We start from the raw sequence: 17,369 nt of genomic DNA on the forward strand, positions 1-17,369 counted from the left end.
AAAATTGATATTTTTATCTATTTGATTGATGAATACCGACGTAAGTTTGATAAAGGCATAAAACAGCCAAATGACGGCTTTAGCTTTGAACTCCGTGCTATAAACTCTTATTGTCCTAGTCATGGTAAACTCCTCATCGAGTCGCTAGTTTGACAAGTTTATCTCTACGGTTTTTTCAGCATAGCTCAGAAAGTCGATTGAGTAAGTCATTATTCATCCAATTAAATAAAGTTGTTATAAACATTGTATTGGCTTTATTTAAGATTAACTATACAAGAAGCATATATAGTGAAGTGTGCTATCAAAGCTATTAATGACATAACCAGCTAATGAGAAAACCTTCAGTAAAATAGTTCTTTGTAATATTTTTTATAACCAAAGAAGCCACCTATACGGTGGCTTCTTTGGTTATAAAAAGTTTTAAAATAAGCTTAGATCTTAAATAAATATTATTTTAAAGGAATTTTTTATTTCGATTCATATAGGATAGTCAATCCTCAAACTATCTTGTGACAAGATATATCGTTCGATAAGATCTGAGCAAATCTATACTGACATAAGTCGAAAAAAGTTTAGTTTTTTTTGAAATAGAAAACCCATATAGTGTTAAAGGATTAAATAACAGCAATTTCAGGCTGAATGCCAAGTCTCGAAACAATTAACTTAGCTTGTTCTAATAACAAATGATCATTATCATTATAAGAGACTAACTGCACCCCCATTGGTAGGTTATCCGAGTTACTCCCTATTGGAAAGGTAAAGCATGGAGCATTGAGATAGTTAAAAGGTCGTGTGTAGTCTCCGACATGAGTAAAATTTGTGTCTTGTGCATCTAATTCAACAGCAAAAATTGGGCTAACTGGAAGCAATAAGAACTGACTGTCATCCAATGAGTTCTTAAATGTCTGTTCGAATAAAGTACGTTGTTCAATTGCGTACTGATAATCTTCTAAGCTAATATTTTTTCCTCGTAAGACTCGCTCTCGTACTACTTGCCACATTTCGTTTTGCATGTTTTCTGCATCTTTACCGTGATACAAGTAACTTTCATAAGCAATTATTGTGGACGTATAATTAGACAGCGTCTCAAAATTGAATTCGGTAGGTAGATCCCATTTTTTAAGTATAAAACCATGAGCTGTTAATTCTTTTAACAGCTTATTCCATAACTGTAATATCTCATCGTCTAATGGATATGGGAAATCTTCTTCAGCTAAATAATACAACTCATTAAGATCATCACGAAGTCGAGGAATCTGCGTATTACTAAGCAATGGATATAGCTCAAAAATATCTTCACTTCTTAAAGAAATCGGTCCTAAAGTATCTAATGTTTTAGATAACGCCACTACGCCAGAGGAAACAATCTTATCACTCGATGGTTTAAATCCGAAGATTCCATTTAATGCTGCAGGTGTACGAATGGAACCTCCTGTGTCACCGCCAATGGATAAGGGGCTCAATCCAGCGGCTACAGCAACACAAGAACCAGATGAAGATCCACCAGGCGCTAACTGCTTTTTAGACCAAGGATTAAGTGGTGTACCTTGAATGGGGTTTTGTCCTGATAGCCCAAAAGCCAATTCCGTCATCTTAACCTTACCTAAGATTACAAAGCCTAAACTTTCAAGCTGTTGAACTAAGGCGCAGCTTTCCTGAGCGATATAGTCTAAATAAACAGTGCCTGCTTGTGTAACATAACCTTTAACATCTAAGTTGTCTTTCAATAGTATCGGCACACCATGAAATTGGCTTAAGCGCTTAGACGTCATATTTAATCTGTCTAAGTGCTCGGCCTGTTTTAAAGCATCAGTTTCAAACAGGGCTGATATACAGTTTAAATCTTCGTGATTCTTAATACGGTTAATGTAGAAGTTAACGACCTCAGTTACAGTTACTTCCTTTCTAGAAATTTTTACTGCAATCTCAAGTGCAGAAATGTTTAATAAATTCATTAGATATCTTCCAGTCTTTTACCAACAGTTTCAGGCATTTTAATAAAGGTTATCAGAGTTAGAATTGCACCAACAAGAACCATGAAGTAAAAATAATCTTGTTTGCCAACACTTTGTGACCAAGTCAACACATACGGCGTTGTACCACCTAATATTGCAACAACTAAATTATAAGGCGCACCAATCCCAACCGCTCTAACTTCAGTTGGAAACTGTTCTGACATAACTGCTGGTCCAATTGATGTGTATAGGGCATAGAGTAACAAACCAAACATTTCAACCAACAAAATTGAACTAAACGAGCTATCCATCCACTTAATCATAGGATAAAAGAATAATAAATATCCTACAGCAAAAAATATCAGTTGTGGCTTACGTCCAATTTTATCGGACAACCAACCAAATAAAGGCTGGCTCAACATAAATGCAACTAATGCAATTGTATTGGCAGCAAAAGCTACTTTCGGTTCCGCACCTAGAAAATTAATAGCATAGCTTGGCACATAAATAACAAATATGTAAAATGCAAAGGTAGTTAGAATTGAAATTCCGACTATTCTTAAGGTTTCTTTTGGATAGTGTTTAAATAGAACAAGGAGAGGGTTTTTAACTTTTTCCTTAGCATGTGTCATTTCGCTGTCAGGCACAGAGCGACGAATCCAAATTCCAACAAGGCCACCCAAAGCACCTATTAGAAAAGGAATACGCCAGCCATAGGCACCCATTTGCTGATCTGTTAAGATACTGGTTAACAACCAAGCTAAGCTAGATGCTAGCAATATGCCAATAGCAGCACTGAAAAACATAAAACTGGAATAGAAACCTCGTTTTTCTTTAGGGGCCATTTCAGATAGATAAGTTGCAGCAGAAGCAAACTCTCCACCCAAAGATAATCCCTGTAACAATCGTGCTAAAACTAGAATGATCGGTGCAAAAACACCAATCGTTGCATAAGTTGGTGACACCGCAATCATTAGGGAGCCACCTGCCATCATTAGAATTGTCGCTGCTAATGCAGCTTTTCTGCCGTATCGGTCTGAAAAAATTCCTAATACAACGCCACCAAGAGGTCGCATAAAGAATCCGACAGCGAAAATGGCAAAAGTGGACAATAACGATGCTGTTGGATCATCAGATGGAAAAAACTGTTTGGAAAAGAACACAGCGAAAGTTGCATAAATCGTCCAATCAAACCATTCGACAGCATTTCCTATCGTTCCTGCAAGAATGACTTTCTTTTGTGATACATTCCCGAGTATAGAATTTGAGTTTTTCATATTAGGCTCATCCATAAGTACCTTTAATTAGGTTTTAGACAATAAATTCCATTTAATATTGTTTTTAGACTTAAAATAAGGTTATATTTAATTTTTAGACAAGTCAACTATTATGAGTGAAATTTTGAGAATAGACGATATAGACAAAGCTTGCATTAATGCTTTATTGGAGAACCCCCGAGGTTCATGGAGAGAATTAAGCTTAGCAAGTGATATTCCTGAGAAAAAGCTATCGAGACGAATTAGTAAGCTTTTCGACGAACAAATTATTCGTACCGTGGTTGAACTCAATCCGTTAGTAGTTAATAAAGGATTTACTGTACATGTATGGCTGAGTGTTGAGATAGGTAAAATAAAAGAAGTTGCACAGTTTTTCTCTGAACGTCCTGAAGTTAGAGTGGTATTCTTAACCACAGGTATGGCAGATATTTTCTTAGAAATTGGTTTGGAGAAGCCTATTGATTTACACCCTTGGATTCATCACTTCGTTACCCAGATAGCAGGTGTTAAAACTGTCGAGACACAAGTGGTGTTAAAGCCTTTTTCTTGGGCAAGCAAATTGAAAAAGCCCTCTGCCTTTCCCTCTGTAGTATCCCAACATTTATTATCTCAAGATGAATTAAGATTCATCCAAGCCTTATCGCAAGATGGACGTATCTCGATAAAAAGCCTTGCCGAAAATATACAGATGAGTGAACACAAAACCCTAAAAATGATGACAGATCTGCTAGAAGAAGAAGTGTTTTCTATACGACTGGACTTTGAGCCCAATCTTATTGGTTATGATACAGAAGCTATTGTGCTAATCAAAGCTAGGCCTGAATCTGTAAGCGAGATTGTGAAAGTGCTTTCTAAAATTGACAATACTAGGTGTTTGTTTGGCATCAGTGGCGAATCACAGTTTTTTTGGCATATATTGTGTAACGATTTATCCGACCTATGGTATTTGACGACTGAAAAGTTGAGCCAACTAGAGGGTATTCAGTCTTGTAATACTAATATGATTACTAACGCTTATAAACGTGCTGGTTATATGCGTAAGGCTGAAAATTTCACTAATTCGTAGGTGAAAAATATTACAAACTGTATGTAAGAAAACCCTTCGCTTTTTATAACACCTTAACCAATAAAGCCTTCTATCACTGATAAATGAGGCTTTTTTGAGCTAAATTTATATTGTTTCCACAAGTTTTCGGCTTATGAGGTGTTATTGAAAATGAGCTGATAATTAAATCGACTCATAAAATTGAGTAAGGTTAAGTAAGCTATATAGATGCACCCGGTTTGAGCTAGTGACTCAAACCTTATACTATGAGTATAAAATGCAATACTGACCATGCGGTTAATCTTTTAGATTTTTACTTGGAAGTATTTAATCAAGCAACCTGATGATAGAAGCCAGTACGCACCAACCATCTTAATCATTACTCCAGTCAAGCATTATCACTAACACTTCTCCCAAAAACTTCAAAATCCCAGAAGACTTATAAACCTTTGCATCAGCACAAGAACTTGTTACTTTTCTGACAACTCTAACTTCAAAGCCTACGCAATTTTGTTTAGTCTCTACCCTGAGCTATGCTGAAGCAACCGTAGAGATAAACTTGGGAGGTATCAATTAGCCAAACCATCAATAATCAGCAAAAAATGCAAAATGTAACTCATCAAAGCCGAAGATAATTTCGATTTAGCATTTTTCTTAAGCGGACTAATAACCGTTAGTGCATAACCGTTGTATGTACCTAAGCTAGTAACCTCACTTTCAAAACTGGGGAGTTTTTATCCGAACTATTCTATGCGTCTAAGCTGAGCAGCTTTATTAACAATAGGGCGATACGATTTTTTATTCTTCTCGTTGATGTAGGACCCGGATTCGATACAGCTGATATTTACCCGCCAATACTTGCTTGGTAGAATCTGGCACATGGTATCGAAGTATTTATAAAAATCCTTTTTTTGTTTAAAGGTAAAACGAATCTCACTTTTTGAGGTATTGGTTTTTTTGTAGAATACGTCAAGCATCTGCTTTATCTTATCCCTACTTGCTTTGGATTTATAAAGCGTTTCAAGATTGTCAAAACATTGATATACAAGCGCTTGCTCTTCATGATAATGCAGCGGTGTTAGCGCGATTAAAATATAATCGGAGCTTTGTTTACGTTTTTTAGATATGAGCTTATGATTGAGCGTTCCATCTTCATTTTTTACCAAGCTTAATGCGCGCTCATAAATCATCAACGCATCATCGTATGTAAAGTTTAAACTGCTGGCTGCACCCAGCGCTTGGCCATCCTCAATGTCCAATAGAAGCTTTTCTATCATTTAACGGCTATATGTACCAAACACTGCTGAATACTGCTTTTTATCAATACCAATAGAACTAATACTTAACAGAGATTTATAGGATTATTAAAGGTTTTGAGGGTATTAAACCAACTATTTTAAAACCTATCTTGCTGCTCATTACAAACCCTTAGCCCAATTTGTACGGCTTCACTAAGATCAGCCCCTTTTTTAATGCTATAAGGTACATTTGAAATCAAACGACCTAGCTTCATGCTATTTTCCGCTGATTTATTTAGTGGCGTGCCAACATAAGACTCATCTGTAAAACCTTTTGGTTCAAAATATACTGTACGACCAAATTTTGGATGAGAGCCACATGATATTTCACCACTGGCCACAGTAAACGAGTACGGTTTAGTGTTTTTTTCTGACCACGTTATCTCGTCTACCTCAACAAAACCAGAACCGTATGAATCATCAGTATTTGTCGCTGGTGTGCATGCGATCAACCCTATTACTGCTAAGCCAGTTAGCCATTTAACGGTATTCATTTGCATGGCATTTCCACCTCATCGATTCAAACGGTTATAACTCATCGCCGCTTTATGAATGATCTTAATCAGAAACACCGTCATGCCGTTCCTGTAATTTGATTTTATCTTGTACAGCACATATATCTTTTTTTATTTTGACAACATGATCTTCAGGAATGGCTTTAAGAAATCAACCTTCAAGAATCTGTAGTGATCTTTATGCTACTAATATACTTGTTAAAGGCATCCGTACTGGATGCGACTGATAAAGCATATTAATTATTCATTAGTCTCAGAAACTGTGGATTAGTCACCTGCATTTGCATGTTGTTTTTATATTCCTCAATTTTCCCTCTGGCACAAAAACGTCTACCGACGAAACTATCTATCTTACCGAAACGATCTTCAAACCAACGATAATCCTTATTCCACACGAGCACCGTTAATGATTGATTAGGATATTTCTTATCTAAATTAAGATAGTGTCTGTTAGAAAGATGCTTAGTCTCAGCCAAGATACCACAAGCCATGACTGTTTTCCCAACATGAAACGGCGCTTTAAAAGCTTCGATCTTACGCTCAGCAGCATATGACAAGGTAGAGCTAAATAACATAATACTCATAACGACGGTAAGTTTTTTAAACATAGTGACCTCAATAATAATCAGGTTGAACTGATACTTTTAAAAAATAGAATAATGGCAATAGCAATAGCTATAAATACAAATGAGTAGATAACAAGCTGTCTAATTGTAAGATGGTTCTGATTTTCTTTTTTTCTTTCTGCAATTTTTATTGTCTTATTAGCAATTTTTACTCTCTCACTTGCAAGTCTTTGCTTTTCTGCTTCGTTGAATGACTTTATAGCAGCGTTATCCTCGGCTTCTTTCTTTAACCTCTCACCCTCTTCTCTGTTTAGTTTAGCTTGCGCATCAGTACCAAGCTCATAAATCACAGAGAAAAACCCTAAAACAACGATACTAAGAAATATCCACATGACTTTATTGCAACTGGTTCATAGAGGATAGTTTAATCTGCGGCGTACCTTTATAGGAGCTGACAGTACCTTGTACACATATATCTCTACCTTCGTATTGGTCTACACCATCAAAGTTACCCATGTCAGAGTTCCACACTACTACAGTGACATCTTGATTGGGGTAAGAGGTACCAAGATTAAGATACGTACCCTTGCTAAAACCTTTGACCTGAGCAACGTAACCACACACTACGCGATAATCACCAATATGCTTATAGGCTTGTGCAGCTGGTACTGCATTAGAGACCGCAGCTTCGTAGCTTTGACTGTTCTGCGCCTGATTAGAAGGTGGTTGATAGACATCAACTTTCTCAGCTTCTCTTTTAACGGTGATGGCAGATGGTGGAGTATTTTGAAATACAGGTTCAGTAGAAGTGTCTTCAAACGACGGTGTGTCGGTATTGCTATTCTGAGCAGCAACGACTGCATCGCTTGTATTAACAGCATCAGAGCTCGTTGATGCTTGAGCATTGTCAGCTATGCCATTACTACTACTGTTACTTTGCTCATCATCTGCATCGTAGATTAAAGATGACGACTCATCAACTAACGTCATTGGCGTATTATCATTGTTTTTACTAAAGAAAGCATTGGCACCTAATGCCACAATCACTAATCCAGCAGAACCCGCAATGAGAAACTGATTGGCTGTGACTTTTGTTTTAGTTGGCTCTTTGGGTTTGCTTACGATGACTGGTTCGCTTGGAATGTGCTGTACTTTAGGAGCGTTATTCTGATTAATGTTGGCTTGTAGCTCTGCAATTGCTGCTTGGATACTTGCAATTTCGCTACCAGTAATCGTAGAAGAGGATTGGTTATGATTCGCTTTCTGCCGAGTAAGTTCGTTCTTTAGCTGATTAAGCTCTTGTTGATACTCATCAACACGCTGCTGGTTTTGTTTTTCAACTGTTTTTTGACTAAGCTGATTTTTACTTTGCAGCTCTAATGTTTTACGGATTTCAATAACAACCTTATCTGGCTCGTTATTCATCTTATTATTTGTGTACCTTAGTAGTACACCATAGATAGCCATTAAATCATTCTGTCTTTCTAACATATCGTTAAAATCACGATAGTTATTTACCTTCCAATAACCGTCTAATTCGATAGGTAGTTGATAGCCTTTTGATTGATTTGAAATCATAAAGTCAATGTATCTATTACCGCCATTTGAATCTCGAAAATGGTATTGAGCGGTTACATCTTCTGGTCGTATCTCAGGTATTTTGGCTAAAATAGTTCTGACAAAGTTTTCTTCATAACCAGCAATATGTTCAATTTGCTTGCGATTCTCTGCTATCCATTCGTCCCAATTCATTACTACGCTCTACCTTGTCACTGACATTTTTTGCTATAACTGAGTTATCGCTGATTGATATATAGATACTGCTGATAATTAAACAGCCAGAGTTTACATGATTTCCCTATAGACTGCTCAACTGTTGTTGATATTATCACTGGATACCCTGTGCCCAAGCCATAATTTTAGGCAAAAGCATTAATTTACGAAATGCTGATAAGTGGTGAACCAATTATCAGTTTTTTCTAACTGAAATATAAAGAGTGCATACTAGAACTTTAATGTTCAGAAGAAACTAGATGCTTGTAGTAAGACTCAAATAAATTAGTCTCCAGCAACATCGGAATGATTAATAGTCAACCGCACTGATATTGCCGGAGACCTCACTCTCTAGGAAATATGATACTAAAAAAATAAACACATTCCTGATCTTGTAACAAGAGCTGCTTCCATGATTATCTAGGTATAAAATTACTACACTTCACAATGTGACTAGTCATTTTCAAAAAAGCCGACTCTACAAACCAATTAATCAAAATTACTCCATGCAGAAGCTTTTAAATCTATTTAAGCCATTCACGATCGATAAATCTCCCCAGTAGATTCTTGATGAACTATTGTCTTTTAAACAGAAGACTGCTTTATAAATTAAAAGCCCTACATTTCTCCATAGGTTATGTATCATGATTTTGGCACTTACATATCCTTCCATTCTCGTAAAAAACCCAAAGTTACAAATAGATACAATTTGAGCTACTGGATCTCACACTAAGATAATTTATGTGCAAGAATTTATATAACACACACCTCATATTTAATTACAATAGTATAGATACTAATACGGCAAAGGCTTTCAAAACCCTATTAACAATAATAACATATAAAAAATTTATTAATTAAAATTCCAGAGTCTCGTTATTGGTACATTATTCACTGTTCATTTTAATATTAATTGGAAAATATTATACACAATACTCGTTAGATTAATATGCAAGGCCTTGCACTCTTGAAAAATTTACTCTAATATTTTTCAAAATATAGGTTGGAGTCTCTCTTGATAGAAAATCTAACGTTGAGACATCTTAACTCAAAAAACATCTTACTTGATGATTCTAATACTAATTTTTATACTATTAGTAAGAGATACCTATCTAATGAATTATTTCTGGAAAAGAACTCTGATTTAATCATATACGTCTTAAGCCTAAATACAATATTATCCAAATCAGATGTATTTTACTTTATAAAAAATAACTTTTCTGTTTTGACAATATTAGAGAACGAAAAAATAAATAAAGAATACAAGGATAAAAAAATAATCATAAACACTAAAAACAAAATAAATAATAGTAATGTATTTTTATTTAGAGAGACATCCTTTCTTATAAAGAGCTTGTCTGGATACGGAAGTCATTTAATGCATGCATCAATATATAAATTACTGAAAGCACAATTGACGAAGAATGACTGTATAGAGCTTTTTGGTATTAATAAATTTACCATTAATGACTATATTAAAGTAGTAGGCATTTCACAAAGTACGTTCGATAGGTCGAGAAGTAAAACTCATGAACAATAAAAATCAGCCAAAAATAATAGATAACTCGTCTGTAGTGGGTGCTATCAAAAATTTTAACCTAGATGGATTGAGTTTGGAAAAGAACGCATTTGAACTGCTACAAAATATTGCACTTTACATCCATGAAATAATCCTAAAAAACAAAACTCTCAATACATCAGAACTTCGAAAATACGCTGAAAAACATGACTTTGAGTATGATATCTCAAGGAAATGGTTTTCCACTCAACCATATATATTACAAGTACTAGCACTATTTTTATCAGTAGTGAACCATAAAACCTATAAAGCTGAATGGTTAGCAATCGCTATTTATACCAGTATACTTCTAAAGGCTCACGGTAAACCCGAGGACTCTAGAAAACTACTTATCAGGTTCAAAACTGCTACCTTTTATCAGACTAAAAACTATATGTGGATTTGGAGTTTTTTACCTGATATTACTGACGATATCACTTTATCCCCAGATTCTATAATAAATATTTTTTCAGGCAAAGTTGAAGAGCTGAAGGATGAAAATAAATGTGCTATAGCCAATAAAAAACTAGGTATTATCGAAAGTACAGAAACAACAGATTTCAGAGCTAGAAAAATCAAACAACTTTCTATCATCAACAGATATCTGAACAGAGCCTGGTATTCTGACGAAAAAACGAAAAAATCAAAGAAAACGAGTGTCAAACCTAGACAATCAAAAAAAGGAAAACAATCAAAAACAATCAAACCCCCTAAATTGTCTCACCAAGATTTTCCCACCTTGAATCTACCTAGTAATGAATTCATGGTTAATGGCAACGACAGTGGTAGACAAACGATTAGAGCTTCTATCAACTTTCTTACTAACGGCGCTGATACAGCCGCTAATATCGAAGAAAGAGCTGATAATTATGAGTCTCCATATTTTGGATATCGTGTCCTTATCCATAGAAATATAAGATCTAACTTTGAACTGGAATCTCTTGATTTTAGTGTTATGCAAAATCACATCAGTCAACGTGATTTGGGGTTTAACTCTAATACGAGACTATTATCTGAGGTTGGTTGCAAACTTGTTTTCAATAGATTGGCTACTGATATTAAAAGTAATGATAGTGAAGTTAAGGCTATCTCATCTGTCCTATTACTATCTATGATTACTGCGTGTCCAGTTTTCACATTACTGGAAAAAGGGTTTTTGACGGATTCAGGCCTATTCGTTATTGGTAAATATAAATCGTATCTACAGTCAGATTTAAACATTACAAAAGTAGAAAACTACGATCCACAAAAGAACCTGAATAAAAAATCTTTGATAAAGCTTCCACTACCAACTTATTTGTTGAATCACGTGAAAGAAACTGCTTATAAAGTAAAAAAAGAGCAAATTAGCAACTATTTAAAAATACTGAAAACTGAGCTAGGACTGGCCAATTTATCTATTTCTAGTATAGAACCTGCACTACATAATATTTTGTCACGTTACACTGATGGTAGCGACTCTCATATTGCTGATCTTATCTGTCGAACCTCATCATCAAAAGCGCCGGCCATTTTTTATAGCAGTCATAGCAACCAGGAGTTAGTCAGTCATTATAGAGCAGCCCTAAAAGCACTAGATATAAATAATATTTTCGATTTTGGCTTCATTGAAAAATATAATGAAAATTTCACGACTGGATCTGGATTTGCTCTATCGTTAGATTATGTAAAATCATTCGTACAAAAACTAGCGTCTTGGGTAGGTTCTAGTGAATCTGAAAATGATCTCTTCAATCGCCTTACTACTTATGTATGGTATGTATTCTGTATTTTGACAGGTGCTAGGCCAAATAATGGACTGACCAATGTAATGGATTTAGACCTTGAGACCGGTTGGTTCTTAGTTGATGATAAGCCAAATCGCAAAACCCAAAGCCATCGTTTGATTCCTCTTTGTAATTCTCTTATTGAACTACTTAAGCTATATAAAAGTTATCTAAGTGTGTTCGATGCCCCTTATAAACATCAAATAAGCACTGAAATCCATAATATAAAAAACGGGCATGATACAAGTCTATTAAAGCTTCTTAGTGAAGACTATGACTCCTTAGATGCTATAAAACGTGGACGAATCATTGAGCTAAGTCCAAACTTTGCACCGTTCTCTGATCCATATTGGACTAGGCACTTTGTGCGAGTACAACTAGAAGCTCAGCAGCTTAATATGTCGCTAATTAACACCATCATCGGTCATGAAAAACCACGACAACAGGCATTGGGCAGCTTATCCTCAATTAGCAAAGCTTAAATCTTTAATGCTCGTAAAAACTTTGAGCATATAGCTAAAAGCTTAGACTTTAGAAACCATGTTCCTCTTATTGATAAAATTATTGAGATCCACCCTTATGCGAAAGCCTATTTACCCACCTAAAATTGTTGATGGCTTTACTCATCCATATGGTAAATTTAGTTACCAGTTGACCAAAAACCAAAATGATACGCCAAGTCATATCTATGATAGATATCAATTTTTAATCTATATGCAAACACAGTTGGATAAGAAAACAGTACTTCAAAATAATGTCAACAACATCCAAAACGATACCAACCATAAACTCAAATCTGGAAATAAATATCTTAAAAACTTCAAAAACATTCTCCCTGTATCGCAATTTTCATTTGCAACGAAACCTTTATTAGACAGTGATTACATGACTTGGCATCAATATATTGACGCATACCAGCAAACGTTAGATGCTCGTAGGCAAGTCTTATCCCTTGAGAATTTTGAAAAATTTTTAGATATAATTGAAGAGTATATTAAAAAAAACTATACGACTGTTGCCAAGTTTAAATCAGCTTATAGGACGTTAGCTAAATTTATAAGATTTTATAATAAGCACTATATTCTAGAGCCTTATCATTACCCCATACCTCAAGAGCCCAAGCAAGTTAAAGTCAACCCACTGCGTACAGAGAATGATTGGCTGCCTAAAGGTAAGAACATCAATCAAGTTATTGATGCAGTTCACTGTCATTGGCAAATTCAAAAAACGTTTACTTCAGAGCAGACCGTCGCATGGTTAGTGTTTTCTGGAATAGTGTACGGCGGTATAAACAATAAACACTGGTTGATGCCATGGCTACATCAATGCTTGAATAATAAGTTTGTACCATTCATCGATCATCACTTAATAACGACGATTCGCTACTCTCATGCTCGCTACGGTAATGAACGCCTTGAGTATGATCAAAGCCAAAGAACTAAAGGACAGATCAAAAGTAAGATATATAACAGTCAGCAAATTGTATTAGACCGAGTCAGTCAGTGTTGGCTTATTCGCTATTATCAAATTAAATCAGACAACTCTTTTGAACTAAACTCTTTGAAAGATATAGAACAGCTACTAAAACAGGTATTAACACCTCTACTCAAACCTTTAGGTATTAAGGTGCCAAAGCTTACTGATTTGCTTAAATTTTCCAGCTATCACTGGGAAATATTACCGGGTGTTAGTATTGATCAGGCATCCGTAGGGGTGCTTCAAGGAGATGAGAGAACGACTGGATTGATGGCACATGACTTTATCACTTTAATGGATAAATCCTACATCAATATAAACAAACCCTACCCTCTTCATGAGCTACTCAAATTATCAATAAATCCCAAAACCTATCAAAGCCATCAGAATGACTTGAAAACCGATTATCGTAAGGCAGATATTGTCAGCTATCTGAAAGGCATATTGCAAAAAACTCAATCTAAGAAATCACGCTATCCTAAGTTTTGTCAGTCATCACTTCAGTGGGATCTAACACCATATTGTTTAAAAACACCCCACTTACTCATCGACTGGTTTACTCATGGGGTAGATAAAGAAATAAGTACCTTACTGACTGAGCAACGACCACTATATGAGAAAATTATCGCTCAATGGGTTATTTTATTATTAAAATCGCCTGAAGAACCCAAGCGTAGAACCATTGATGGGTACCTTGGCGTTATCGGATATGAATGGTGTTACTTTTATAAAGAACAAGATATTGAGGGCTGGGATCAAGAAGATTTTGCAGACCTTTACGAGGATATTTTAGAGTATAAAGCTGTGGAGCGAGGCAATACTGACATTCAGTACTCAGCAAATCTATTACAACGGCTGCACAAAGTAGCAGAACGATATTTCAATTTCCCATCTGTCAGAATTGAACAAGCTAAATCACAAATTAAAGTTCGGTCAGAATGGGTATCGCCACAAGCCTACTATGCGATCCTCAATCAAATAAAGATTTCAATAGACAGCATTGAGCGTGACATGCTGATGTCACTATTTATCTTGGCCTATCGAACGGGCATGCGAAAAAAAGAGCTTCTAGGTTTAAAGATAAATGATATCGAGGGACTAAATTTAAGCGAGCCTTCTGCCGTATTACGACCGAATAGCTATCGCAAGCTTAAAACAGAAATAAGTAAAAGACGAGTGCCTATATTTGCACTATTAACCCCTACCGAATTGCACTTCTTTAATCGCTATGTTCGATCTCGAATAGGACAAGGCGAAGAAACCTATATTTTTAGCTTGTCGACAGACACTCAGCCAATCCCTTCACATGTCCCATTACAGTTATTTAAGAAGATTATGGAAGATATTAGTAATAAGGAAGTTGACTTTGCTTTTCATGGCCTTCGTCACACTGCAATTACTAACTTAGCTTTGGTACTAAACGCTAGACCCCATTTAGCAATGGCCCTTACTGGTTATAGTGACACTCATATTAGCACTCTTAAAAGAGGGGTACTTGGTGTAGATACGGAGGGGCCTGATAAGTGGTATGCCTTATCAGGTATCATGGGCCACCTATTGATTAGACGTAGTTTTGAGTATTATCATCATGCCGCAACCCTGATGGGAACCTTTGAGCTTGCTGATGCAGATATCCATCTGCCAGAATCTACGTTTGTAAACATTACAGGCATTAAGAATCAACGTATCAAAGAAAATAAGATTATTGCTCAAGGTGATTCGATCGCTCTAAGAGATGTTGCAAAGTTACTATTTAAAGACTCTACGCAAAGGAACTATAAAAATCCAATAAACCACCCTATTTTTACATCTAATATTGACGAGTCTGCTGAAGTAGAATTATTCGACTCCTTCTCCTCGAATGAGCTGTTGACTCGTTATGGCATCAAGCAAATAACTACTTTATTGAAGGAGGTGCAAAATAATGACACTATTGAGGAGGCTGCAAGTAAAGCAGCTTTAATGCTGGCAGATGCTAAAGTACTGGTAAATAGAGCTAAAAAAGTTGCTGCTATCACTACGACAACACCTGAGCATTATCGATTTGTACTTCGAAAAGATCAAATAACACCAATGCGTATTTATGAACGTATTGAGTACAAATTTTTGGATATATTTTTTAGAAACATTATGAGCTTACGTCGTGACAATAATGAGGATTATCAGTGGTATCTTACGAAGGTATCTTCGGGCATCACTGCGCACTCAGCTACTATCTCATTCCCGCAAAAAAGCCTTAACGACTTTAAACGGTTCTTGATGATTAGCACTTACCTATTACCTAACAAAAAAGCGTGGCTATTGACCAGTAACAAGAAGTTGATTGAAGCCGCTCGAGACTTGGCTGAAACGAAGAATATTAAAAAATCTGAAAACGAAGATTTTTCAACTTGGCTTTTTGGCATTTGTATACCCGAAAAACATGAGAATAATGCAGGAAAGATACGCTACTCCTCATTACTAAGATTTATTGTTCATATCATGTTAATTATGGATGAAGAAGTTGTCCTTTAGTTGACTCTTACTGAGATCTTTCATTCATGAATCTACTCTGATAAACATAATTGTCTGCTCAGTCTATTATAAGTAGTTCCATTAATAGGTTTGAAGTGTGAAATAGCGGGCTCCCTTGGGGTATATTTATATAAGACTAACTATTTTGAATAAAAAAGATAACTAAAGCGATTTTCTTAGTCTAGTCTATTAATTCCAAATCAATTAAGCTATAGTAAGCACGTATTGCTTTTACTGAGCCAAGTAACATAAGGATTAACAATGAACATTGTATTTAACTCCGAATCTATAAATGATTTCAAAGCTATCAAAAATAACAGTATTATTACTAATATTGGTAATAATTTCTTTAGTCAAGAGGCTGTAAATTCAGTTCTTGCAAAAATTGAACAGATCGATCTAACACCGCATGGTTATAAATTAAATAAAGAATATGGTTGGAGTATGGAGGAAATCAACCATACTATTCCACTTTATCAAAAGTGGCTTGCAATGCAAGTTATTTATGAAGACTTATCATTTGCTCCTAGTTCTTTAATAGATGAATTTTGGCATGCACATATCTTAGACACAAAAAAGTATTATAAAGATTGTATAGAAATCTGTGGTCATATGATTCATCACTATCCATATTTTGGATTAACAGATCACGAAACTGAAAAAGATTTAGAAGCTGGTTTTGAGCTAACTAAAAAATTATTTGAATATCATTTTGGTATTAATAGCTTAGGGTATAACTCAAAAGAAGCAGCCTCATGTGGATGCCGTTCAGGTAATGGCTCAAGTTGTAGGTAAAATTAAGTGACTATACTTTCTTTATCTGATGAAGTTTTTCATGAAACTAAAATGGTTTTTGATAAAACTTCATCTAATGAATTATTTGATTTGTACAAAACATCTCATTTACAAGAAATAGTGAGCTCAATAAAAGAATTAATAAAGAGAAGTGAATTTGTCGTCCTGAGAAACTTTCCTATAAATGGAAATAAAGATATATTTTCATCTTTAGTAAAACAGTTTGGCATTTACTATGGTGAAGTTGAAAGCACTGGGATAAAAATAGATTGTAATTATACTGGATGTTATCATGGAAAATTAGACTTACATAATGACGATGCAATTTCGCTTCAAAAACAGCCGCATTATGGCTTTATAACGGTTACTAAAGAAGACCCTTATTTAGATGTAAGTAATGGCGTGGTTGTAATAAAAGAAATTGTAGAGTATTTAATGGCGAATGACACATCTTTTTTAGATGAATTGCTTTCTTATCAATTTCCAATGATGTCATTAGGCATTAATTATGGTTCTGATAAAAAACCTATTACTACTAAGCACCCTATTTTATATAACGACAAGGGTAAATTCAGAGTAATTTATGATCAAAACCGCATAAAGTATTTTTATCATATAAATGGTAGCATTCAACCACTAGTAGAACTAGAGTTATTATATAAGTTTAATAGATTATGCGAAACCTTTAAAAGAGAGTTTTCAATTAAGAAAAATGACATTCTTATATTTAATAATAAAACAACCTTACATGATAGAAGTGAATGCTCATTTTTACTTACTCCAGAAGGTTTTGAAACTAGAGAAATATACGTGAGCTTCGCGTATTAAGGC

The 17,369-nt window shown here is 35.2% G+C and carries 12 protein-coding genes; 5 read left to right on the forward strand and 7 right to left on the reverse strand.

What is annotated here, in order from left to right; all coding sequences use genetic code 11:
- Window positions 1-614: 614 nt before the first annotated feature.
- Window positions 615-1,955: an amidase gene (locus FQ083_RS02315; protein WP_149408666.1), complete on the reverse strand. Its 1,341-nt coding sequence runs from the start codon at window positions 1,953-1,955 to the stop codon at window positions 615-617.
- Window positions 1,955-3,232 carry an MFS transporter gene (locus FQ083_RS02320; RefSeq protein WP_262880819.1) on the reverse strand — a complete coding sequence of 426 codons (1,278 nt, stop codon included), beginning with the start codon at window positions 3,230-3,232 and terminating at the stop codon, window positions 1,955-1,957. Before FQ083_RS02320 ends, FQ083_RS02315 begins: the two co-directional genes overlap by 1 nt.
- Before the next feature lie 112 nt (window positions 3,233-3,344).
- Here FQ083_RS02320 and FQ083_RS02325 point away from each other — a divergent pair, with 112 nt between their 5' ends.
- Entirely contained in the window at window positions 3,345-4,298 is a 954-nt protein-coding gene (locus FQ083_RS02325; RefSeq protein ID WP_149408668.1) for an Lrp/AsnC family transcriptional regulator, read from the forward strand.
- A gap of 722 nt (window positions 4,299-5,020) precedes the next feature.
- Here the strand turns inward: FQ083_RS02325 and FQ083_RS02330 are convergent.
- The 5 genes from FQ083_RS02330 to FQ083_RS02350 form a co-directional block, all read right to left on the reverse strand.
- On the reverse strand, window positions 5,021-5,554 hold the full coding sequence (locus FQ083_RS02330) for a hypothetical protein (RefSeq protein ID WP_149408669.1): 534 nt from the start codon (window positions 5,552-5,554) through the stop codon (window positions 5,021-5,023).
- A 119-nt stretch (window positions 5,555-5,673) separates the two neighbouring features.
- The gene (locus FQ083_RS02335) at window positions 5,674-6,075 is read right to left on the reverse strand and encodes a hypothetical protein (protein ID WP_262880820.1); all 402 of its coding nucleotides are present in this window, start codon (window positions 6,073-6,075) and stop codon (window positions 5,674-5,676) included.
- 251 nt (window positions 6,076-6,326) lie between these two features.
- The gene (locus FQ083_RS02340; protein ID WP_149408670.1) at window positions 6,327-6,698 is read right to left on the reverse strand and encodes a hypothetical protein; all 372 of its coding nucleotides are present in this window, start codon (window positions 6,696-6,698) and stop codon (window positions 6,327-6,329) included.
- 17 nt (window positions 6,699-6,715) lie between these two features.
- Window positions 6,716-7,048, reverse strand: coding sequence for a hypothetical protein (locus FQ083_RS02345; protein ID WP_149408671.1), 333 nt, complete (start codon window positions 7,046-7,048; stop codon window positions 6,716-6,718).
- 4 nt (window positions 7,049-7,052) lie between these two features.
- Entirely contained in the window at window positions 7,053-8,408 is a 1,356-nt protein-coding gene (locus FQ083_RS02350; RefSeq protein ID WP_149408672.1) for a hypothetical protein, read from the reverse strand.
- A gap of 1,550 nt (window positions 8,409-9,958) precedes the next feature.
- On the opposite strand from FQ083_RS02350, the gene FQ083_RS02355 reads away from it, so the two are divergent.
- From FQ083_RS02355 to FQ083_RS02370, 4 genes are all read left to right on the forward strand, one after another.
- The gene (locus tag FQ083_RS02355; protein ID WP_149408673.1) at window positions 9,959-12,235 is read left to right on the forward strand and encodes a hypothetical protein; all 2,277 of its coding nucleotides are present in this window, start codon (window positions 9,959-9,961) and stop codon (window positions 12,233-12,235) included.
- Window positions 12,236-12,332: 97 nt separating this feature from the next.
- Window positions 12,333-15,743 (forward strand): site-specific integrase, encoded by a 3,411-nt coding sequence (locus tag FQ083_RS02360; protein WP_188004049.1) that lies wholly within the window; start codon window positions 12,333-12,335, stop codon window positions 15,741-15,743.
- Window positions 15,744-16,004: 261 nt separating this feature from the next.
- A complete protein-coding gene (locus FQ083_RS02365; RefSeq protein WP_149408675.1) occupies window positions 16,005-16,538 on the forward strand; it encodes a glycine-rich domain-containing protein in 534 nt (177 codons plus the stop codon).
- 6 nt (window positions 16,539-16,544) lie between these two features.
- Window positions 16,545-17,366, forward strand: coding sequence for a TauD/TfdA family dioxygenase (locus tag FQ083_RS02370; RefSeq protein ID WP_149408676.1), 822 nt, complete (start codon window positions 16,545-16,547; stop codon window positions 17,364-17,366).
- Window positions 17,367-17,369 lie beyond the last annotated feature (3 nt).

It is taken from the genome of Psychrobacter sp. ANT_H59 (assembly GCF_008369225.1).
Taxonomy (GTDB): domain Bacteria; phylum Pseudomonadota; class Gammaproteobacteria; order Pseudomonadales; family Moraxellaceae; genus Psychrobacter; species Psychrobacter cryohalolentis.